The 18,873-nt window shown below is 62.6% G+C and carries 20 protein-coding genes; 16 read left to right on the plus strand and 4 right to left on the minus strand.

Annotated features, from left to right (window positions below; translation table 11 throughout):
• The first annotated feature begins 67 nt into the window (after positions 1–67).
• From phnG to ACYQ47_RS00940, 9 genes are all read left to right on the plus strand, one after another.
• Positions 68–547: a phosphonate C-P lyase system protein PhnG gene (gene phnG, locus ACYQ47_RS00900; RefSeq protein WP_459904210.1), complete on the plus strand. Its 480-nt coding sequence runs from the start codon at positions 68–70 to the stop codon at positions 545–547.
• Complete coding sequence (gene phnH, locus ACYQ47_RS00905; protein ID WP_459904211.1) at positions 544–1,167, plus strand: phosphonate C-P lyase system protein PhnH; 624 nt, start codon at positions 544–546, stop codon at positions 1,165–1,167. The genes phnG and phnH overlap by 4 nt, the downstream gene beginning before the upstream one ends.
• Positions 1,167–2,258: a carbon-phosphorus lyase complex subunit gene (locus tag ACYQ47_RS00910; protein ID WP_459904212.1), complete on the plus strand. Its 1,092-nt coding sequence runs from the start codon at positions 1,167–1,169 to the stop codon at positions 2,256–2,258. Before phnH ends, ACYQ47_RS00910 begins: the two co-directional genes overlap by 1 nt.
• Positions 2,255–3,121 (plus strand): alpha-D-ribose 1-methylphosphonate 5-phosphate C-P-lyase PhnJ, encoded by an 867-nt coding sequence (locus ACYQ47_RS00915; protein WP_459904213.1) that lies wholly within the window; start codon positions 2,255–2,257, stop codon positions 3,119–3,121. The genes ACYQ47_RS00910 and ACYQ47_RS00915 overlap by 4 nt, the downstream gene beginning before the upstream one ends.
• Positions 3,118–3,888 (plus strand): phosphonate C-P lyase system protein PhnK, encoded by a 771-nt coding sequence (phnK, locus tag ACYQ47_RS00920; RefSeq protein ID WP_244828775.1) that lies wholly within the window; start codon positions 3,118–3,120, stop codon positions 3,886–3,888. Before ACYQ47_RS00915 ends, phnK begins: the two co-directional genes overlap by 4 nt.
• Before the next feature lie 10 nt (positions 3,889–3,898).
• Positions 3,899–4,672 carry a phosphonate C-P lyase system protein PhnL gene (gene phnL, locus ACYQ47_RS00925; protein WP_459904214.1) on the plus strand — a complete coding sequence of 258 codons (774 nt, stop codon included), beginning with the start codon at positions 3,899–3,901 and terminating at the stop codon, positions 4,670–4,672.
• Positions 4,666–5,799 (plus strand): alpha-D-ribose 1-methylphosphonate 5-triphosphate diphosphatase, encoded by a 1,134-nt coding sequence (locus ACYQ47_RS00930; RefSeq protein WP_244828774.1) that lies wholly within the window; start codon positions 4,666–4,668, stop codon positions 5,797–5,799. The genes phnL and ACYQ47_RS00930 overlap by 7 nt, the downstream gene beginning before the upstream one ends.
• A gap of 168 nt (positions 5,800–5,967) precedes the next feature.
• Positions 5,968–7,332, plus strand: coding sequence for an MFS transporter (locus tag ACYQ47_RS00935; RefSeq protein WP_244828773.1), 1,365 nt, complete (start codon positions 5,968–5,970; stop codon positions 7,330–7,332).
• Between the two features lie 269 nt (positions 7,333–7,601).
• Complete coding sequence (locus ACYQ47_RS00940) at positions 7,602–7,871, plus strand: hypothetical protein (RefSeq protein WP_244828771.1); 270 nt, start codon at positions 7,602–7,604, stop codon at positions 7,869–7,871.
• 185 nt (positions 7,872–8,056) lie between these two features.
• Here ACYQ47_RS00940 and ACYQ47_RS00945 read toward each other — a convergent pair whose 3' ends face one another.
• Entirely contained in the window at positions 8,057–8,491 is a 435-nt protein-coding gene (locus tag ACYQ47_RS00945; RefSeq protein ID WP_459904215.1) for a VOC family protein, read from the minus strand.
• Positions 8,492–8,607: 116 nt separating this feature from the next.
• Here ACYQ47_RS00945 and ACYQ47_RS00950 point away from each other — a divergent pair, with 116 nt between their 5' ends.
• Positions 8,608–9,531, plus strand: a complete 924-nt coding sequence (locus ACYQ47_RS00950; protein ID WP_459904216.1) for a LysR family transcriptional regulator — start codon at positions 8,608–8,610, stop codon at positions 9,529–9,531.
• Between the two features lie 82 nt (positions 9,532–9,613).
• Positions 9,614–10,711 (plus strand): FUSC family protein, encoded by a 1,098-nt coding sequence (locus ACYQ47_RS00955; protein WP_459904217.1) that lies wholly within the window; start codon positions 9,614–9,616, stop codon positions 10,709–10,711.
• A gap of 104 nt (positions 10,712–10,815) precedes the next feature.
• Here ACYQ47_RS00955 and ACYQ47_RS00960 read toward each other — a convergent pair whose 3' ends face one another.
• Positions 10,816–12,750: a PAS domain-containing hybrid sensor histidine kinase/response regulator gene (locus tag ACYQ47_RS00960; RefSeq protein WP_459904218.1), complete on the minus strand. Its 1,935-nt coding sequence runs from the start codon at positions 12,748–12,750 to the stop codon at positions 10,816–10,818.
• A gap of 315 nt (positions 12,751–13,065) precedes the next feature.
• Here ACYQ47_RS00960 and ACYQ47_RS00965 point away from each other — a divergent pair, with 315 nt between their 5' ends.
• The gene (locus tag ACYQ47_RS00965) at positions 13,066–13,272 is read left to right on the plus strand and encodes a hypothetical protein (protein ID WP_244828766.1); all 207 of its coding nucleotides are present in this window, start codon (positions 13,066–13,068) and stop codon (positions 13,270–13,272) included.
• Here the strand turns inward: ACYQ47_RS00965 and ACYQ47_RS00970 are convergent.
• On the minus strand, positions 13,253–14,737 hold the full coding sequence (locus ACYQ47_RS00970) for an MDR family MFS transporter (protein WP_459904219.1): 1,485 nt from the start codon (positions 14,735–14,737) through the stop codon (positions 13,253–13,255). The genes ACYQ47_RS00965 and ACYQ47_RS00970 overlap by 20 nt on opposite strands.
• 446 nt (positions 14,738–15,183) lie before the next feature.
• Here ACYQ47_RS00970 and ACYQ47_RS00975 point away from each other — a divergent pair, with 446 nt between their 5' ends.
• Both ACYQ47_RS00975 and ACYQ47_RS00980 read left to right on the plus strand, forming a co-directional pair.
• Positions 15,184–16,539 (plus strand): sensor histidine kinase, encoded by a 1,356-nt coding sequence (locus ACYQ47_RS00975; protein ID WP_250510381.1) that lies wholly within the window; start codon positions 15,184–15,186, stop codon positions 16,537–16,539.
• 105 nt (positions 16,540–16,644) lie between these two features.
• A complete protein-coding gene (locus ACYQ47_RS00980) occupies positions 16,645–17,328 on the plus strand; it encodes a response regulator transcription factor (RefSeq protein ID WP_244828763.1) in 684 nt (227 codons plus the stop codon).
• 7 nt (positions 17,329–17,335) lie between these two features.
• Here ACYQ47_RS00980 and ACYQ47_RS00985 read toward each other — a convergent pair whose 3' ends face one another.
• The gene (locus ACYQ47_RS00985) at positions 17,336–17,521 is read right to left on the minus strand and encodes a transcriptional regulator (protein WP_244828762.1); all 186 of its coding nucleotides are present in this window, start codon (positions 17,519–17,521) and stop codon (positions 17,336–17,338) included.
• A 283-nt stretch (positions 17,522–17,804) separates the two neighbouring features.
• Here ACYQ47_RS00985 and ACYQ47_RS00990 point away from each other — a divergent pair, with 283 nt between their 5' ends.
• Entirely contained in the window at positions 17,805–18,170 is a 366-nt protein-coding gene (locus ACYQ47_RS00990) for a hypothetical protein (protein WP_250467509.1), read from the plus strand.
• Positions 18,171–18,479: 309 nt separating this feature from the next.
• Positions 18,480–18,809 (plus strand): hypothetical protein, encoded by a 330-nt coding sequence (locus ACYQ47_RS00995; RefSeq protein WP_459904220.1) that lies wholly within the window; start codon positions 18,480–18,482, stop codon positions 18,807–18,809.
• Positions 18,810–18,873 lie beyond the last annotated feature (64 nt).

Below are 18,873 nucleotides of genomic sequence, written 5' to 3' on the forward strand. Positions count from 1 at the left end.
TCTAGACGACCAGACGAAAGCCGCGTAGCTTAAGATGCCCGCAACGTACAAATCATCAGGGAAAGCCATGAGTCAGAGAGAGGAGCCGCGCGACGAGGCTCGTTCGTTCGACCGCCGCGAATGGATGGCGGTGCTGGCGCGCACGCCGCGCGTGAGTTTGCAGGCGGCGCTCGAAGGCATGAGTGTGCCGCGCTTCGACTGGTTGCGCGCGCCGGATATCGGCCTGGCAATGGTGCGGGCGCGCATCGGCGGCTCGGGAGATGCCTTCAATCTCGGCGAGACTACCGTCACGCGTGCCACGCTGCGTTTGCATATGGAAGACGGCAGCGCGCCGGTCGGTGTCGCGGTGCATATGGGCCGCGACAAGGAGCGCGCGAAGCTCGCAGCGCTGATCGACGCGTTGCTGCAGACGCCCGCGCATGCGCAGCGCTTGCAGACGGAAGTGATCGCACCGTTGGCCGCGCGTCTCGCCGACGAACGGCGCCGCAAGGAAGCGGAAGCGGCTACGACCAAGGTCGAATTCTTTACGATGGTGAGAGGGGAATGATGCAGATCGACATGGCCGCTCTTGTGCCCGGCTTCAACGACCCGGTGCACGATGCCCAACGCGTCTTTCGCGCTTTGCTGGAAGCGTTGTCGCGTCCGGGCAGCATCGTCGCGATCGATGCCGCGTTGCCGAACAATCACGCCATGCGCGATGCGCTTGCACACCGCGTGCCGCTTGCAGCTTTCGCGTCGCTGCTCGCGCTCGCCGATTATTCGACGCCTGTATTCATCGAAGGCGGGAACGCCGCATTCGGCGATGCCTTGCGCTTTCATGCAAGCGCGCCGCTCACGCCGAATCACAGCGAAGCCGCGTTCGCCTATCTCGGCGATGCAGCCGCGTTGCCCGCGCTCGATGCCTTCTCGTCGGGCGAACCGGAAACGCCGGAAGATGCGGCGACGCTTTTCATTCGCGTGCCTTCGTTGACCGAGGGCGAGCCGCTCGCGTGGCGCGGTCCGGGGATCGAAGACGAGCGCAGTGTCGCCATTGCGGGACTCACGCGCGATTTCTGGCAACAGCGCGCGGCGCTAACCGCGCAGTTTCCGTGCGGCATGGATTGTTATTTCGTGGCGGGCGGCGCGCTCGTCGGCTTGCCGCGCACGACGCAAGTGGAGGTGAACTGATGTACGTCGCGGTGAAGGGTGGCGAAAGAGCCATCGAACGTTCATGGGATGTGCTCGCCAAGCATCGGCGCGGCGACTTGCAGGTGCCCGAGCTGAGCGTCGCGCAGATTCGCGAGCAGTTGCGTCTCGCGGTGGCGCGCGTGATGACCGAAGGCTCGGTCTACGATGAAGAACTCGCGGCGCTCGCCATCAAGCAGGCGGCGGGCGATCTGGTCGAGGCGATCTTTCTGCTGCGTGCGTATCGCACGACGTTGCCGCGCTTTGGCTACACCTTGCCCGTGGACACGGCAGCGATGTGCGTGGAACGGCGCATCTCCGCTGCGTTCAAGGATATTCCGGGCGGGCAGATACTGGGCGGCACCTACGATTACACCCAGCGTCTGATCGACTTCAGCTTGCTGGCCGAAGGGGAAGTGATTAGCGATGCAACGACTTCCAGCGACCACGCCGAAGCCACGAACGATATGCCGCGCGTGTTGTCGATGCTCAACAACGAAGGGCTAATCGAGCAGGAACGCGCGCAGGAAGATTCACCGGAGCCGGGCGACCTCTCGCGCGAACCGCTTGCGTTTCCCGCTGATCGTGCAACGCGTCTGCAAAACCTTGCACGCGGCGACGAAGGCTTTCTGCTGGCAATGGGATACGCCACGCAACGCGGCTACGCACACAGCCATCCATTCGCAGGCGAGATTCGTCACGGTGAAGTGGCCGTGGAAATGCATATCGATGAGCTCGGTTTTGCGGTGGAGATCGGCGATATCGACATCTCCGAATGCCAGATGATCAACCAGTTCTCGGGCAGCGGCGAAGTGCCACCGAAGTTCACGCAAGGCTATGGTCTCGCGTTTGGGCATTCGGAGCGCAAGGCCATGGCCATGGCGCTCGTCGATCGTGCCTTGCGAGCGGAAGAGTTGGGCGAGACCATCGGCTCACCCACGCAGGATGTCGAGTTCGTGCTCTCGCATAGCGACAACGTGGAGGCATCGGGCTTCGTGCAGCACTTGAAACTGCCGCATTACGTGGACTTTCAGTCGGAGCTGGAATTGCTGCGGCGACTTCGTGCATCGCACGGCAAGGAGAAGACGGCATGAATAACGCGCTGATTGAAGGCTATAACTTCGCTTATCTGGACGAGCAGACCAAGCGCATGATTCGTCGCGCCTTGCTCAAGGCCGTTGCGGTGCCGGGGCATCAGGTGCCGTTCGCCTCGCGTGAAATGCCGCTGCCGTATGGTTGGGGCACGGGCGGTTTGCAGGTGACGTCGGCGATCATCGGCGCGGACGATACGCTCAAGGTGATCGATCAGGGCTCCGACGAAACCACCAACGCGGTCAACATTCGCCGCTTCTTCGCGCGCACGGCGGGCGTGGCAACGACCACGCGCACCGCGGACGCCACTATCGTGCAAACACGTCACCGCATTCCTGAAACGCCGCTCACGGAAGCGCAGATTCTCGTGTACCAGGTGCCGATGCCCGAACCGCTCTACAGGCTGGAGCCGCGCGTGACGGAGTGCAGGAAACTGCATGCGCTCGCGGACTACGGTCTCATCAACGTGAAATATTACGAGGATATCGTGCAGCACGGCAGCATTGCGACGACCTACGATTATCCAGTGCTGGTGAACGATCGCTACCTCGCGGCGCCTTCGCCTATTCCGAAGTTCGACAATCCGAAGATGCACATGAACGCGGCGCTGCAACTCTTCGGCGCGGGACGCGAGCGGCGCATCTACGCCATTCCGCCTTATACGAAGGTGAAGAGTTTGGATTTCGAAGATCATCCATTCAGCGTGCAGAAGTGGGACCATGCGTGCGCGCTGTGCGGGTCGCGTGAGAGCTTTCTCGATGAAATGATCGTCGACGACGAAGGCGCGCGCATGTTCGTATGCTCCGATAGCGACTATTGTCACAGCCGCCGCGACGAGCAAGAGGCAAAGGAGGCGGCGCAATGAAGACGCTCTTGAATGCGCGCGGACTCACCAAACGCTACGATGGACGCGGCGGTTGCGTCGATGTGGACCTCGCGGTCTATCCGGGCGAGGTGTTGTGCATCGTGGGCGAGTCGGGTTCGGGCAAGTCGACTCTATTGAACGCGCTTGCGCTCAGAAGCAGCATCGATGAAGGTGCGCTCGACTACACCACGCGTGAAGGCGAAACGCTGGATCTGCTCACGCTCAGCGAGCCACGCAAGCGACTTTTGTCACGCACGGAATGGGGCTTCGTGCATCAGAATGCACGCGATGGATTGCGGCGCAACGTGTCGGCGGGCGCGAACATCGGCGAGCCGTTAATGGCCATCGGCGCGCGCCACTATGGCCGTTTGCGCGAGACGGCTTCGGACTGGATGGGCCGTGTCGAGCTCGATGCGACGCGCATCGACGAATTGCCTTCGGCTTTTTCGGGCGGGATGCAGCAGCGCTTGCAGATCGCGCGCAATCTCGTGACCGGGCCGCGACTTGTCTTCATGGACGAACCGACCGCCGGTCTCGACGTATCCGTGCAGGCGCGTCTGCTCGACTTGCTGCGTACCTTGACGAACCAGCTGCATCTCGCCGCTGTAATCGTCACGCACGATATCGGCGTGGCACGCTTGCTCGCGCATCGGTTGATGGTGATGAAGGACGGGCGCGTGGTGGAGAGCGGTCTCACGGATCAGGTATTGGATGATCCGCAACATCCTTATACGCAGACGCTGGTGGCGTCCGTGCTGCCGGTTTGAGGTGCAACAGATGACTATGACAGACGAAGAAGCGTTCGCCACGCGCACGGAGCTAATGCTGCGCGCACGCGACATAGAAAAGACCTTCACGCTGCATCAGCAGGGCGGTGTGCGCATCGTAGCGCTCGCGGGTGTATCGCTCGATGTGGAACGCGGCGAATGCGTGGTGCTCGCGGGCGCTTCAGGCGCCGGCAAAAGCACGTTTCTGCGTTGCATGTACGGCAATTATCTCGCGACGCGCGGCAGTATCGCCATTCGCGACGAAAGCCGCGCTTCACGACATCTCGTGCTGACCGACGCCGAGCCGCACGACATCATCCGCTTGCGCAAAAGCACGCTCGGTTACGTGAGCCAGTTTCTCCGCGCCATCCCGCGTGTCTCTTCGCTCGATCTCGTCGCGGAACCGCTGGTCTCGCGCGGCGTCGATGCAGACGAAGCACGTGAGCGCGCGTGCGTCCTGCTCGCAAGGCTGAACGTACCGCGACGCTTATGGTCGCTCGCGCCCGCGACGTTTTCCGGCGGCGAGCAACAGCGTGTGAACATTGCGCGCGGGCTGATCGCGGCGCATCCTGTCTTATTGCTCGATGAGCCCACGGCGTCGCTCGACGCACAGAACCGCGACGTCGTGGCCGATCTCATCGTCGAAGCGCGCGAACGGGGCGCGGCCATCGTCGGTATCTTTCACGACGAAGATACGCGTGAGCGCGTGGCAACCCGCATCGTGCGCCTTGCAACACCGGTAGTGGTCAACTCATCCGAAGACGGAGCATTGCAGACATGCTGATTACGAATGCGCGCATCGTCACGCGCAACGAGGAATTCACGGGCACGGTGCGCATCGAGGAGGGCTGTATCGCGGATGTATCGCCGGGAAATACGGCGACGCGCGACGCGTTGAACTGGGACGGCGACTATCTGCTGCCGGGCTTCGTCGAACTGCATACGGATAACATCGAAAAGCATCTCGCGCCGCGTCCCGGCGTGCTGTGGAATCACGAAGCGGCGATCATCGTGCATGACGCGCAAGTGGCTTCGGCCGGCATCACGACCGTGTTCGATGCGCTCGGTGTGGGCTCGCGTCCCGAAGACGGCGTGCGTGGCCGCGAACTTCAAGTGCGTTGCGCGCAGTCCATCGGCAAGTTCGTCGAACGCGGGCTCTTGCGCGCCGATCACTTCCTGCACTTGCGTTGCGAAGTCGGCACGACGGACGTGGTCGAGGTATTCGATTCACTGAGCGCGCATCCGCTCTTCAGGCTCGCATCGGTGATGGACCATACGCCGGGTCAGCGCCAGTGGCAGGACCATGAAAAGTGGCGCAAGTATCAGGAACGTCACGGCAAGTGGAGCGACGAACACGCGAATGACGTGCTCGCGCAACTGGCCGAGCATCAGGCGCGTTACGCGGCGGCGCATCGTGCGGACATCGTCGCGCGTTGTCAGCGCTTGGGCATCTCGCTTGCAAGCCACGACGACACGCTCATCGAGCATGTGGAAGAAGCCGCGCGCGATGGCATTGCGCTCGCGGAATTCCCGACCACGCTCGACGCAGCCCGTGCCGCGCGCGAACATGGCATCGCCACGATCATGGGCGCGCCGAACGTCGTGCGTGGCGGCTCGCACTCGGGCAACGTGTCGGCGCTCGAACTCGCTCGCGAAGGGTTGCTCGACATCCTCTCGTCCGATTACGTGCCTTCGAGCCTGCTCATCGCGGTGTTCGATCTCGTCGAGAAGGCGGGATGGACCTTGCCGCGCGCGGTGGCCACGGTTTCTTGGGCACCCGCGCACGCGGCCGGACTCGCCGACCGTGGGGCCATCGTGACGGGCTTGCGCGCCGACTTCGTGCGCGTCGCGCTGGCGGACGGTCTGCCTGTGCCGCGCGAGACTTATCGCAACGGGCAGCGCGTTTCTTGAAACGCCGACAGCCCCGCGCAAGGCAACCGACATACACGGGTAAGCCCGCGTTGCGAAGGCATGCAGACTTCAGTACTCTCGCGCATGAATTAGTTCGCTATGTGAATCGCTGTTCGCCTGACGAACATTAGTCGAACGACGATTGCCAATTATCGACGAGGGAATGAAGTGAGCCGAAGTCCTGCTGTGAACGTGCAGACGTTCATCAACGAGCACCCGTTTTCGCCCTTCCAGTGGCTGATCTTCGTGATGTGCTTCGTCATCGTGCTGCTGGATGGTTTCGATACGGCGGCCATCGGATTCATCGCGCCATCGCTCGTATCCGAATGGCAGATCAGCCGGCCCGCGCTCGCGCCTGTTCTGAGCGCTGCGTTGTTCGGGCTCGCGGCGGGCGCGCTGCTTTCCGGGCCGTTGTCGGACCGGCTCGGACGACGGCTGATGCTGTTGTCCTCGGTACTGCTGTTCGGCGTGGCGTGCTTTGCATCGGCGTATTCGGCAAGCCTCACGCAACTCACGGCGTTGCGCTTCGTTACGGGCCTCGGCCTCGGCGCCGCCATGCCCAATGCCGTCACCATGATGAGCGAGTTCTGCCCGGACAAGCGCCGCGCGACGCTCATCAACCTGATGTTCTGCGGCTTTCCGCTGGGCGCGGCATTCGGCGGCTTTCTCGCGGCATGGATGATTCCGCATTTCGGCTGGCGCAGCGTGCTGCTGCTCGGTGGCGTGGCGCCGCTCGTGCTCGTCGTGCTGCTCTTCATCAGCCTGCCGGAATCGGTGCGCTACATGGTCGCGAAGAACAAGCCGGCCGAGAAGATTCGTGCGACGCTTGCACGCATTTCATCGGCGGCGGCCAACGCAGGATCGTTCTTCATGACGGAGACGGCGCCCGCGGTGCAGGGGCAGGGCGGCGTGAGCGTGGTGTTGTCGCGCTCGTATATCGTCGGTTCGATCATGTTGTGGCTCGCATACTTCATGGGCCTCGTGATCTTCTATGCATCGATCAACTGGATGCCGATTCTCCTCAAGGAATCTGGCCTGAGTCCGCAACGCGCGACGCTGATCTCCGCTTTGTTCCCGCTCGGCGGTGTGGGCGCTGTCTTGTGCGGCGTGTTGATGGACCGCTTTAACCCGAACCGCATCATTGCCGCGTGCTATGCGTTGACCGCGGTGAGCGTGTACTTCATCGGGCAGGCGGTGGGCAACGTGGGACTGCTCGTGCTGATCGTGTTTCTTGCTGGCGTGTTGATGAACACGGCGCAATCGTCGATGCCCGCGCTCGCGGCATCGTTTTATCCGACTCAGGGACGCGGCACCGGCGTGGCGTGGATGCTGGGCATCGGGCGCTTCGGCGGTATCGCGGGGTCGTTTCTCGTGGCTGAACTGACGCGATTGCACTTCAGCTTCGGCGGCATCTTCGCGGTGATCGGCGTCGCGGGATTGATCTCGGCGGTGGCGTTGCTGATCAAGCAGGCCGCGCATCCGCAGGCCGCGTTGCCGAGCGATTTGAAGGCTACGGAGCCGGTCGGGCATTGAGGATGGGTTGTGTCTGGATGATGTCGAATCGCCCTGCGTGGACGTTGGTCGCGCGGGGCGAATTGTTTTGGATGTGGGGCTTTGCCGAGAGGCCATGGCCACCAGTCTTTCACTCATCGCACTCCTGTTTGCCAATCGTCAGACCGTGGCATGTCGTGTGCTGATGAAGAACATGCGACTTGCCGCTGCGTGTCAACACCGCAGCAGCAAGGAGGCACCACAAGCCGCACAACATCGCATCTTGCAACCGCAAAAAGGAGTTTTTCGATATGAAGCGTATCGCCATTTCATGCGCCGCTGGCGCACTTGCCCTGGTTTGCGCATCTGCATTCGCACAGGACAATCCTCCCAGCTCGAATACGGGCCTGCAAGCAGGCGACAACGCCCAAACGACCACGACGCATGCGCACAAGACTCATTCGAAGGCCACGCACAGCAGCCAGTCGTCGATGAAGCCCGGTCCGTCGACCACGCCTGGCGGCACGGCCACGCCCGGCACCGCAGGCGCACCGGTCAGCGCGAGCGGCTCGGGTAACTGAGGTCTGAAATAATCGGCGGAACAGCCGCTGCAAACGTGAACGGGACGCTCAAGAGCGTCCCGTTTTACATGGCGATTCAATTCGAAGAGGAATCCGCCATCGAGAAGAGCGCGTATGAACGCGCTATGACAATGCAAAACTGGCCATCATGCTGCGCGCTTCAGCACACAAATCAAAGCCGTATCTTACTTAGCAAACAACGACGCCATATTGGCAAACGCCTTGATCTCGACCGCATTGCCCGACGGGTCGAGGAAAAACATGGTCGCCTGCTCGCCCACTTCGCCCTTGAAACGAACATGCGGTTCGATGATAAAACGCGTGTTCGCCGCACGCAGCTTCTCGGCCAACGCTTCCCACTGCGGGATCGACAGCACGACGCCGAAGTGACGCACCGGCACGGCATCGCCATCTACAGCGCTCGTCGTGCGATGCCCCACTTCCTCGGGCGCCAAATGCGCGACGATCTGATGTCCGTAAAAGTCGAAATCGACCCAGTCCGGTGAACTGCGGCCTTCGGGACAACCGAGTAGATCACCATAAAACTCGCGCGCGGACGCAAGGCTGTGAACGGGGAAAGCCAGATGGAAAGGCGGCATGGTGGCCTGAGTCGTGCTCATGGTGCAACTCCTTTTTGTGGGGTTCGACAGCGTTTGACCCAAATTCTATTCACAAATAAAAGTGCTGAAAAACGATATATTGCGGGAGTCAGCCCCAAAATTATCGATGAATGAATATGCTGCGCGAACTCACTACTTTCATTGCGGTCGCGCGCCACGGCACCTTTGCCGGCGCGGGCGCGCACATCGGGCTTACGCAGTCGGCGGTGAGCGCGCAGATGCAGCGTCTCGAAGCGCATCTGGGCTTCGCCTTGTTCGACCGCACCGGACGCTCCGCCGCGCTCAACAAGGCGGGCCGCCGCACGCTGGAACTCGCGGATGAACTCATGGCGCTCTATACGCGCCTCGCCGAACCCGAGGGCGTCGACGGGCGTGGCGGCGCGTTGTCGGTCGGCGCGATTGCATCGGCGCATGCGGCGCTGTTGCCCGACGCCATCGGCGCGTTCAGACGCGTGCTGCCCGCGTGGCGCATCCGGCTCGTGCCGGGCGTGTCGCTGTCGCTGCTCGCACAGGTCGATGCCGGCGAAACGGACATGGCCGTCATCATTCGTCCGCCGTTCGCGATACCTTCCGAATTGCGCTGGCGCACGCTCGTCGCCGAACCGTTCGTGTTGCTTGCGCCCGCCGCCATGAAGCGCGCCGCCTGGCGCGAAGTAATCGAGACGGCGCCGTTCATCCGCTACGACCGGCGTTCGTTCGGCGGACGGCAAGTGGAAACTTTCTTGCGCAAGCAACGCATAGCGGTGCGCGACGCCATCGAAGTGGACGAGTTGCAAGGCATCGCGCAAATGGTCGCGCGCGGCTTGGGCGTTGCGCTCTTGCCCGTATCCGATGGCATCGGCCCGTGGCCTGCCGGCGTCGTCGCGCTCGGTCTGGGCGACGACACGTTCCATCGCGAGATCGGGCTGGTCGAGCGTTCGCGCAAGGGACGGCAGGACGCGGCGGCACAACTCGCGGATTGCATCGCCGATGCGGCCAGTCGCAAGCCGGAAACGCCGCTTCCGGCGCGCAAGCGCGCGCGTGTAAAAAACAGCGCCTAGAATGCGTTGCAGGCGCGGCCCTCGAGTCGTCTCCTTCGTTGTCCGCGCACGCTTTTCCTTTGTCCTTTCGTGGCGGATGTCCATGAGCGACGAGCAACACACTGGCACCACTGACGCCGCACCGCCGCTCGGCTTCTTGCGCGCGGGGCTTGCCTGGCTGGATCGCGTGGACCCGGGCACGCATCGGCGTATCAAGGGATTGCGGCTCGTGACCGCGTATGGGCTCGCGGCCGCGCTCGGCGGCTTGCACGACGTGACGCGCGACGTGCCTGCCAGCGTCTCCGTCGGCATGCTGGCCGCCGCCTTCGCGCTTTGGGCAAGCGTTTCAGAAGCGCGCAGCGCGCGCGCCGATTCGAGCCGCGATCTCGCCGTGTTGTGCATCGCGGCCGCGCTTGGCGCACTCAGCTTCGCGCTCTTCGGGCCGTGGCTGCACGAAATGGGGCGCGGCGGCGCGGAGTTCGTGCTCGTCACGGGCGCGTTCCTCGCGGGCTATCTCAAGCGTTTCGGCCTGCTCGGTGCGGGCGTCGGCTCACAGTTCTACATCGGTCAACTGGTCGCTTACTCGATGAACCTGACACCGGGCGATTCATGGGCGATTACGCTCGCGCTCGTCATCGGCATGATCGCGGCCATCGTGCCGCGTGTGCTGAGCGGGCCGGCGGAGCATCCGGTGGTGTTGCCCGCGCTCGCGTCCGAGCCGGCTTACTGGCGGCAGCAGGTTTCTCCCGCGCTTGCCATGGGTCTGCAGGCGGCGAGCGGCGCGCTCGTCGTGGCGTTGTTGAACGCGGCGTTCGGTATGGCGGAATCGGCGTGGGCGATCACGGCCTGCGTATACGTGGTCGCGACTTCGGCTGTCGGCACGGCACAGCGCGTGCGGCGGCGCATCTACGGCACGCTCGTGGGCGTGCCGGTCGGGCTCATTTGCCTGCCGCTTGCGGAACACGCGCCGCTCTTCATCTGGGCGATGGCTGCCCTCGCGATGATCGTCTACGCCATGGCGCTGCCCGAGCGCTATGACATTGCGTGCGGCGCTTTCGCCTTTACGCTCATCGTGACGATGGCCGCGAGCGGCATTCACTCGATACCGCTGCTCGCCGCGCGCGCGTGGGAGACGTTGCTGGGCGGCGCTCTTGGGCTCATTGCGGCGAAGTTGATCTTCCCGTTGCGCGAGGTCGGCTAACCACGCGCGGTGGCAGAACGCAGCGACGAAGCGGCATGGCACGGGCCTCGCACGCAAAGCGGTAAAGCACCGCAAAGCGGCAAGCAAGGCAAAGCATGAACCCGTCAGCGCTTACTCGCCTTCGCCACCACCTCGTCGAGCAATTGCAGGTCCACGGGCTTCACCAGATGCCCGTCGAAGCCCGCCTGCGCCGAACGTTCCTTGTCGCCTTCCTGACCGAAGCCCGTCATTGCGACGATCATCGCGCGGCCGACGAGCCGGTGCGAGCGTAGCGAGCGCAGCACCGCGAAGCCGTCGATATCCGGCAAAGCCAGATCGAGCAGGATCAGCGCGGGCGGAAAATGCCGGATGACGTCGATACCTTCCGTGCCGTGATATGCAATGCGCACCTCGTGCCCCTTCATCTGCAGCAGCATGGCGAGACTGTCGGCGGAATCGACGTTGTCATCGATCACGACGATACGCAATGTCCCCGATGCGGCCGGCGCTGCCAGCAAACCGGCAATGGGCACATCGTCGGCGGGCGCGTAGGGCAATCGCACGGTGAACGTGCTGCCGCGACCGGTGCCGTCGCTCGCGGCGGAGATGGTGCCGCCGTGCATTTCGACGATCGAACGGCACAACGTGAGACCAATGCCAAGCCCGGCTTCGCCTGGATTCAGGTAATGATCTTCTTGTACGAAGAGATCGAAGATAGCCGTCAAACCCTTCTGCGAAATGCCACGGCCGCGGTCGGACACTTTCAGCAGCAAGGCGTTGCGCTCGCGTTCCACGCAGATGTGGATGCTGCTGCCGTGCGGCGAAAACTTCGATGCGTTGTTGAGCAGATTCTGCACGACCTGAACGAGCCGCGTGCCATCGCCCAAGACGAAGATAGGCTCGTGCGGCAATTCGGTGGTGATGCTCTGCGCGCGGTCGTCGGTGAAAGGGCGCACGAGTTCCATGCTGCGTTCGACGATTTCGGTCACGCCCACGCGCGCCATGCGCAGTTCGATCTTGCCGGTGGTGATACGGCCCATGTCCAGCAGATCGTCAACCAGTCGGCCGAGATGCGAAGTCTGTCTGTCGATGATGTCGCGGCACGAAGCGAGTCTCGGCGAGATATCCGCTTCCATCTGCATGACGCCGACGGCATTGCGCACGGGCGCGAGCGGATTGCGCAACTCGTGCGCGAGCGTGGCGAGAAACTCGCTGATGCGTCGCGACGATACTTCGAGTTGCTCCAGTCGCTTTCTTTCGCTCATGTCGCGCGTGACCTGGGAGAAGCCACGCAGCGTCCGATGCTCGTCATACACCGCCGTGATTACCACGTTCGCCCAAAACAGCGACCCGTCCTTGCGCACGCGCCAGCCCTCGGTCTCGATGCGCCCCATGCGAATGGTGGTCTGCAATTGCAACGCGGGCACGTTCGCGGCGATGTCCTCGGGCGAATAGAAGAGGGAGAAGTGCTTGCCGAGAATCTCCGCCGGCAGATATCCCTTGATACGCACCGCGCCCATGTTCCAGCTTTCGATCTCGCCTTCCGGGCTCAGCATGCAAATGGCGTAGTCGCTCACGCTTTCGACGAGCAGGCGGAAGCGTTCTTCGGAAAGCCGCAGCTTGGTTTCCTCGGCGCGCTTCGCGGTGAGATCGCGCGTGTACTTTGCATAGCCGATGATCTCGCCACGCGTGTCGCGCGCCGCCGTGATGACGACATTGGCCCAGAAACGCGTGCCGTCCTTGCGAACACGCCAGCCTTCGTCCTCGAAACGGCCGGTGGCATACGCCTCCTTCAGCTCGTATTCGGGCCAGCCCCGCGCCACGGAATCCGCCGTATAGAAACGCGACAGATGCTGACCGATAATCTCGTGCGCCTCGTAGCCCTTGATCTTGCGCGCGCCCGTGTTCCAGGTGGTAATGCAGCCATTGAGGTCGAGCATGAAGATCGCGCAATCTTCGATGGCATCGACAAGCGTGTGATAGCGCTCGTCTTCGATAGTCGAGTCATTCGGCTTGTCGGACGCCGGTTCCGCTGGCCTGGCAGTGCGCAAGGTAGTCATGGTTCTGATGGGCGGCGCTCAGGTTGAGAAGTTGCAAACGCAACGACCGCGATGTGTTCGAAAATCCGCGTTCGTCATGCAGCGGTGTTTTCGACACATGAAAACGCCGCGTGCGCGCCAGCAGTTTAACCCTTCGTGTGCTGCTTCCGCTTCTTGTCGGGATTTCGTCCACCCAATATTATCCGCGCTTTGGAGGGGATTTCAGCACGGGCGTGCGCGCTTAGACTGCAGGCACATTTCAGGAGGCCGCGCGACCGTCAGGCAGTGAGAGAAGGCCCGTGAAGTGATTTCGGTAACCCTTCATGGAGCATTCACATGACTCGCAAACTCGGCATCATCTTTCTCATCGCGGCGTCGCTTGCCGCTTCTTATGCGCTCGCCAGGGGATTCGGCACGGCTTCGCGGCAATGCGTTACCGTGCAGATGATCGCATCGGACGACGCACCCGCGGACAACGGCAATAGCGCGGGTACATCGCCCAAGGACAAGGAGGACAGTCCGCTCACTCGTGCACAGGACTGAGCACGGTCTCGCGCCGTGGGCTGATCTTCACGGCGGGCATGAAGAGCATGGAGACGACCGCGCCGAGCGCGACGAAGAACATCGCGGTGAAAGTCAGATGCAGCGCATGGTGCAGTGCAAGACGGATCTCGTTATTGCTTGCGAAGCCGCCCGGCACGCTCGTCAACAAACGCTTCAACTGATCCGCGTGGACGGCGGGCATGCCGGTCACATGCGTTAGACCGTAGTTCTGCACCGCGCCGAACACCGCCGCGCCGAGCGTGTTGCCGAGATTGCGCGCAAAGAGATTGGATGCCGTCGCGCTGCCGCGTTCGTGCGGCTTCACGATCTCCTGAATCAGGATGAGGCACGAGACGCTCGTCACGCCCATGCCGAAGCCGACGACCGCCGAGCCGATTCCCGCCCACACCGGGCTCATGTCCGGGTTGAGGAACACGAACGGCAGCGAGCCAAGCGGAATGAAGAACGCGCCGCCGATCAGAAGCCGCCTCAGGCCGATGCGCGCGAACGTCCGCGAGGTGAACGTGGCGCCGCTTGGCCAGCCGACCATCATCATGGTGAGCGTGAAGCCGGCTTCGACCGGTGAGCGATGCATCACGCCCTGCACGTACATCGGCAGGAAAGTGGTGAGGCCCATCATCGCCATGCCGGCGAGCAGGGTCGCCGCGTTGCCCGCTGCAATCGGGCGATGTGCCCAGAGGCCGAAGTTGATCATCGGGTCGGCGGCGCGGCGTTCCTGCCAAACGAAGAGGCACGCGCTCGCAATCAGCACCGCCACTTCCACGGCTACCCGCGTGTTGCTGGCGTGGCCGGCATCGGTCAGAGCCATCATCAGCGCGGCGACGGCGGCGGTGAAAAAGAACGCGCCAGCGAAGTCGATCGACGGGCGGCCGTGGCGTTTCTCTTCGTGCAGGAACATGACGAACAGCAGCGCGGCGAGAAAGCCGATCGGTACGTTGATCCAGAAGATCCACGACCACGAGAACTGCCGGATGAGCAGACCACCGACCATGGGTCCGAGCACGGCCGATACCGCCCACACGCTTGCCAAATAGCCCTGCACCTTGCCGCGTTCATGCGCCGGGTAAAGGTCGCCGACGATAGTCAGCACCACCGGCAAAATGGCGCCCGCGCCCACGCCTTGCAGCAAGCGAAACACGATCATTGCGGGCATCGACCAGGCAAAGCCCGCGAGCACCGAGCCGATCAAAAAGATGGCGATGCCCACGAGCACCGCGGGCTTGCGTCCATAAAGGTCGGCGAGCTTGCCGAACACCACGGTGAGCGCGGTCTGCGTGAGCAGAAACGACGAGAAAACCCAGCTGTAGAGATCGAGACCGCCGAGTTGCGTGGCGATTTGCGGCATCGCGGTGGAGACGATGGTGGCCTCGATCGCGACCATTGCCATCGACGCCATCACGGCGGCAATGACGAGCGGACGAACGGTTTGTCTGGCTTGTGGCATGCGTTTCCATGAAAGGAATGGCGCCGCCACGCGAGGCGGATACGGCGCGCGGTAACAGGCGGGCTTACACGAAGAAGGCGATACGGCCAAGGCGAAGCTGCATCAGCCGTTGTGCGGCGGGGCGGCATCGCCGATGAAGTCGATGATGAAGCGGTCGACTGCAATGGTAGCGCCTGCTGAAAAAGCCTGCTCGCTTCGCCCGACTCTTCGTCCTCATTTTTCTCTAACTATCGGGGTATACGCTGGGTTCGTGGACAGAAGGTTGGTTCACATCCTCGTTCTCCTCAGCTTCGAGCGTCGGCTCCGACCCGGACCGGCGCTTCTTTTTTAGCACGTCGATGCCAGAACCCCGCGCCGAAAGATCGAAAAGTCCGAAGCCGCCGAAAGCCGCTAGTAGAATCGAGACGCCAGCCGGTCCGCGTCTTTTCATCTCGATGCGTCTTCACATGATCAAATCGCTGAGAAATCAACTGGTCGTCGCGCTCGGGCTGCTCGTCAGCGCGGTAGGCTTGCTGCAGGGCATCAGCTCGTATCATCTTTGCCGGACCGGCATGGACGCACTGCTCGACATGCGCCTCGAACAAGTGGCGACCCGCATGCGCGACGGTTTCGCCGAAGGCATTCCGCAGAATCCCGCGCGCGGCACGCAGGACGATCGCGATGTCGTGGTCGTCGTGTGGAAGCCGGACGAAGCCACGCCGTTTCGCACGACCGATCCTTCTCTGCGCTTTCCGCGCGATGCAACCGCGGGCTTCGGCAGCTATCAGGTCAACGACGAATCGTGGCGCGTCTTCACGCGTCAGGACCCGACCATGACCATTCAAGTGGCGCAGCGCAACGCCGTGCGCCGCGAACTCACGCGGGAAGCCGCGACGCAGACGCTCTGGCCCATTGTCGTGCTGTTGCCGCTCGTGTGGATCGCGGTCGCGCTCGTCGTGAGCCGCTCGCTGCGCAGGCTCAAACGCCTTGGCGCGAAAGTGCAGGGCATCGATACCGCCAATCTCGAACCGTTGCCCACCTCCGGCGTGCCCGCCGAAATCGCGCCCTTCATCCATTCGATCAACACGATGATCGAGCGCCTCGCGCAATCCATCGAGTCGGAACGCAAGTTCATCGCCGATGCCGCGCATGAACTGCGCACGCCGCTCACGGCCCTGCAATTGCAGGCCGATAATCTCGCGCCGCACATCGCGCCGGGCAATCAGGAGCGTTTTCGCGAGTTGCGACGCGGCATTGGACGCGCGGGCAGCCTCATCACGCAACTTCTGCGCATGGCGCGCGCCGATGCCCCGATGGGCGCGACGCCGCTCACGCGGGTGAATATCGCCACGGTCGTAACGAGCGCCGTGGCCGATGTCCTGCCGATTGCGCTGCAACGCGGCCTCGATATCGGCGCCGAAGAGATGGTCGAGGCCCACGTGCGCGCGGTGGAAACGGATATCGGCATGGCGGTGAAGAATCTCGTTTCGAACGCGGTGCGCTATACGCCGGATGGCGGCACCATCGACTTGCGTATGCGGTGCGAGCGCGACATGGTATGGGTCGATGTCGTCGATACGGGGCCGGGCATTGCGGAAACACTATTGCCGCGCGTATTCGACCGCTTCTTCAGGGCTAACCCTGATATCGAGGGTAGCGGGCTCGGCTTGTCTATCGTGAAGGCGATCGCGCAGCGCTACGGTGGCGATGTGTCACTTCGGAATCGCGATGACGGGCGGTCGGGCATCGTCGCTTCGATTGGCTTTCCGGTCGAGGAAAGCGGCGTGGCTACCGAGGCAAACGCCGCGACAGCCACCGCTTAAAAGGAATGGCCGCGCTGTTTTGTGCCTATTACAATGGGATCGCGTGCTGCGCGTGGGTGATGACCGCGTCAGCTTGGTCGCGTCAATGCGGTGTGCGGACTCAACATGCGAATCCTACTGATCGAAGACGACGTACAGATCGGCACCAGCCTGATGCGCGCCCTCAAGGACGTCGATTACGCCGTGGACTGGGTGCGCGACGGCCAGGCGGGCCGCGAGGCCATGGACGCCGCTGAATACACGGTAGTACTGCTCGATCTCGGCTTGCCCGGCATGTCTGGCCTCGAAGTGTTGCGTGGTGCGCGCACGGCGGGCAACGCGACGCCGGTGCTGATCCTCACGGCTCGCGACGACCTCGACACGCGCGTGCAAGGGCTCGACCTCGGCGCGGACGACTACCTCCTCAAGCCCTTCGACACGCCCGAACTGCTGGCCCGCATCCGCGCGGTGCTGCGCAGAAAGGCGGGTTATGCCACCTCGCGTCTCGGCGACGAATCGATCAATCTCAACCTCGACCAGCGCACGCTTACGTGCGGCGAGACATCCGGCGTGCTGTCGGCGAAGGAGTTCGCGCTGATGCACGCACTCATGGAGCGGCCCGGCACCATCTTTTCGCGCGATCAACTCGAAGACCGGCTTTACGGCTGGGGCAAGGAAGTCGAAAGCAACGCTGTCGACGTGATCATCCATTCGGTGCGCAAAAAGTTCGGCGCAGCGGTGATCCGCAACGTGCGCGGCCTCGGCTGGACCGTGATGCTGGGGCAGGCGGGACGCGACGAAGCGAAGTGAGGGCGTGTCACGCGTAAGGGTCGTCGGGGCGACGGGGGATCGATCCGCAGAAGGTCATGCTGTACGCGTGGTCGCTTTCCTCGACCTGACGCATGCGGCGTTCGAGTTCGGCGTGATCGCCCGACGAGGCAAAGTAGTCGTCGTGCGAATGGTCGTCGGTGGCGGAAAAGAATCTGGAAAGACGTTCGAACATGATGCGCTCCTTAGGCGGACGGTTGGCGACGGCCTGCGTTCGGTATTCAGTATGGCTCGTCGATGGAAACCAGAATAAGGCGCGCGAATTAGCGTTGAATGATGGCTCGCACATGCAGTCGCCAGCACAGAGTTGAGCCTGCGAAACATGTACGCCAGCGCACGCGAATGGGCTGCCGCGTCGCACCATCGCGTGGTATCTTCTTTCACACAGGTTTCACACAAGGATGGATGTACAGCAGCGCGTTTGCCCTTTCAGTCGAACGTCTCTCGTGAACGCCGCCATGAACGAAGTGCCTCGTACTCTCAGTGCCCGCGACCGTGTCGAACTGCTTTGCTGGCTGACGTGCGGCAGCCTCGGTGCGTACTATCTCAACGGCGACTGGCCCGCGCCGTCATTTCATGTCGAAGCCGCGCGCAAGTGGCTCGACCGGCATCAGCGCGAAGCCGACTGGCTTGCTATCGCCAAACTCTCTGCCATTGCACGCGATCTTGCCGCGCGACATTGCGCCATCCTCGAATCCGACTGGGCGCGCGAAGCGGTCGAAGAGATTTTGGACAGCGAAGACCTCAACTTCAATTCGGGCGTGGTGCGGCCCATTCTGGAGGATTGCCGCCGGGCGTTGGCGGAGAAGCGGGTTCCGGAGTAGACGATTAACGTACGCGAGTCGTGAGGGCGGTCGCGCCTCCAACCGCAGGCCGCTAGCGCCACGTGCTCTATCTAGCGAAATATAGGAAAGTATAAGGTAGTCGAGATATACTACGTTATATATTGTTATAGAGTCATAGTCATGGATCCGGTTCGGAACCCATTTGCGCCCGGCGCCGGTAGCCAGCCGCCCGAACTCGCTGGGCGCGAAGCAATCATCGAGGACGCACGTATCGCCATTGAACGCGCGGTGCTCTGTAAGCCTAGCCGTTCGCAAATGTTCCTGGGCTTACGCGGCGTAGGCAAGACCGTGCTGCTCAACGCAGTCGAAGCGCTCGCTATTCAGCGTGGCCACGTCACTTCCATGATCGAGGCGCCCGAGAACAAATCGTTGGGTGAGCAACTGCTGCCACGCATGCATCAAGTGCTTCGAAAACTGTCCGTCGCCGCGAATGCCAAGACGAAGACTTACGACGCGCTGCGAGCGTTGAGGTCGTTTGCCTCCGCATTCAAGTTGGAATATGGCGATGTCTCGATCGCGGTGGATCCCGAAGTTGGAGTCGCGGACAGCGGCGACCTCGAGAATGATCTTCCAGAACTGTTCGTGCGTATCGGCGAGGCCGCTAAAGCTGCCGGTTAAGCCTGGACGCTCCTGATCGATGAAGTCCAGTACCTAAGCGAAAAAGACTTAGCCGCTCTCATCG

It is taken from the genome of Caballeronia sp. HLA56, from assembly GCF_054655155.1.

What these genes read in the sequence shown, in the direction of transcription:
- ACYQ47_RS00950 (WP_459904216.1), top strand. Translation starts at nt 8,608, where the DNA reads ATGCTGCGCGAACTCACTACTTTCATTGCGGTCGCGCGCCACGGCACC.
- ACYQ47_RS00940 (WP_244828771.1), top strand. Translation starts at nt 7,602, where the DNA reads ATGAAGCGTATCGCCATTTCATGCGCCGCTGGCGCACTTGCCCTGGTT.
- ACYQ47_RS00915 (WP_459904213.1), top strand. Translation starts at nt 2,255, where the DNA reads ATGAATAACGCGCTGATTGAAGGCTATAACTTCGCTTATCTGGACGAG.
- ACYQ47_RS00960 (WP_459904218.1), bottom strand. Translation starts at nt 12,750, where the DNA reads ATGACTACCTTGCGCACTGCCAGGCCAGCGGAACCGGCGTCCGACAAG.
- ACYQ47_RS00985 (WP_244828762.1), bottom strand. Translation starts at nt 17,521, where the DNA reads ATGTTCGAACGTCTTTCCAGATTCTTTTCCGCCACCGACGACCATTCG.
- phnH (WP_459904211.1), top strand. Translation starts at nt 544, where the DNA reads ATGATGCAGATCGACATGGCCGCTCTTGTGCCCGGCTTCAACGACCCG.
- phnL (WP_459904214.1), top strand. Translation starts at nt 3,899, where the DNA reads ATGACTATGACAGACGAAGAAGCGTTCGCCACGCGCACGGAGCTAATG.
- ACYQ47_RS00945 (WP_459904215.1), bottom strand. Translation starts at nt 8,491, where the DNA reads ATGAGCACGACTCAGGCCACCATGCCGCCTTTCCATCTGGCTTTCCCC.
- ACYQ47_RS00970 (WP_459904219.1), bottom strand. Translation starts at nt 14,737, where the DNA reads ATGCCACAAGCCAGACAAACCGTTCGTCCGCTCGTCATTGCCGCCGTG.
- ACYQ47_RS00930 (WP_244828774.1), top strand. Translation starts at nt 4,666, where the DNA reads ATGCTGATTACGAATGCGCGCATCGTCACGCGCAACGAGGAATTCACG.
- phnG (WP_459904210.1), top strand. Translation starts at nt 68, where the DNA reads ATGAGTCAGAGAGAGGAGCCGCGCGACGAGGCTCGTTCGTTCGACCGC.
- ACYQ47_RS00910 (WP_459904212.1), top strand. Translation starts at nt 1,167, where the DNA reads ATGTACGTCGCGGTGAAGGGTGGCGAAAGAGCCATCGAACGTTCATGG.
- phnK (WP_244828775.1), top strand. Translation starts at nt 3,118, where the DNA reads ATGAAGACGCTCTTGAATGCGCGCGGACTCACCAAACGCTACGATGGA.
- ACYQ47_RS00980 (WP_244828763.1), top strand. Translation starts at nt 16,645, where the DNA reads ATGCGAATCCTACTGATCGAAGACGACGTACAGATCGGCACCAGCCTG.
- ACYQ47_RS00955 (WP_459904217.1), top strand. Translation starts at nt 9,614, where the DNA reads ATGAGCGACGAGCAACACACTGGCACCACTGACGCCGCACCGCCGCTC.
- ACYQ47_RS00975 (WP_250510381.1), top strand. Translation starts at nt 15,184, where the DNA reads ATGATCAAATCGCTGAGAAATCAACTGGTCGTCGCGCTCGGGCTGCTC.
- ACYQ47_RS00990 (WP_250467509.1), top strand. Translation starts at nt 17,805, where the DNA reads ATGAACGAAGTGCCTCGTACTCTCAGTGCCCGCGACCGTGTCGAACTG.
- ACYQ47_RS00965 (WP_244828766.1), top strand. Translation starts at nt 13,066, where the DNA reads ATGACTCGCAAACTCGGCATCATCTTTCTCATCGCGGCGTCGCTTGCC.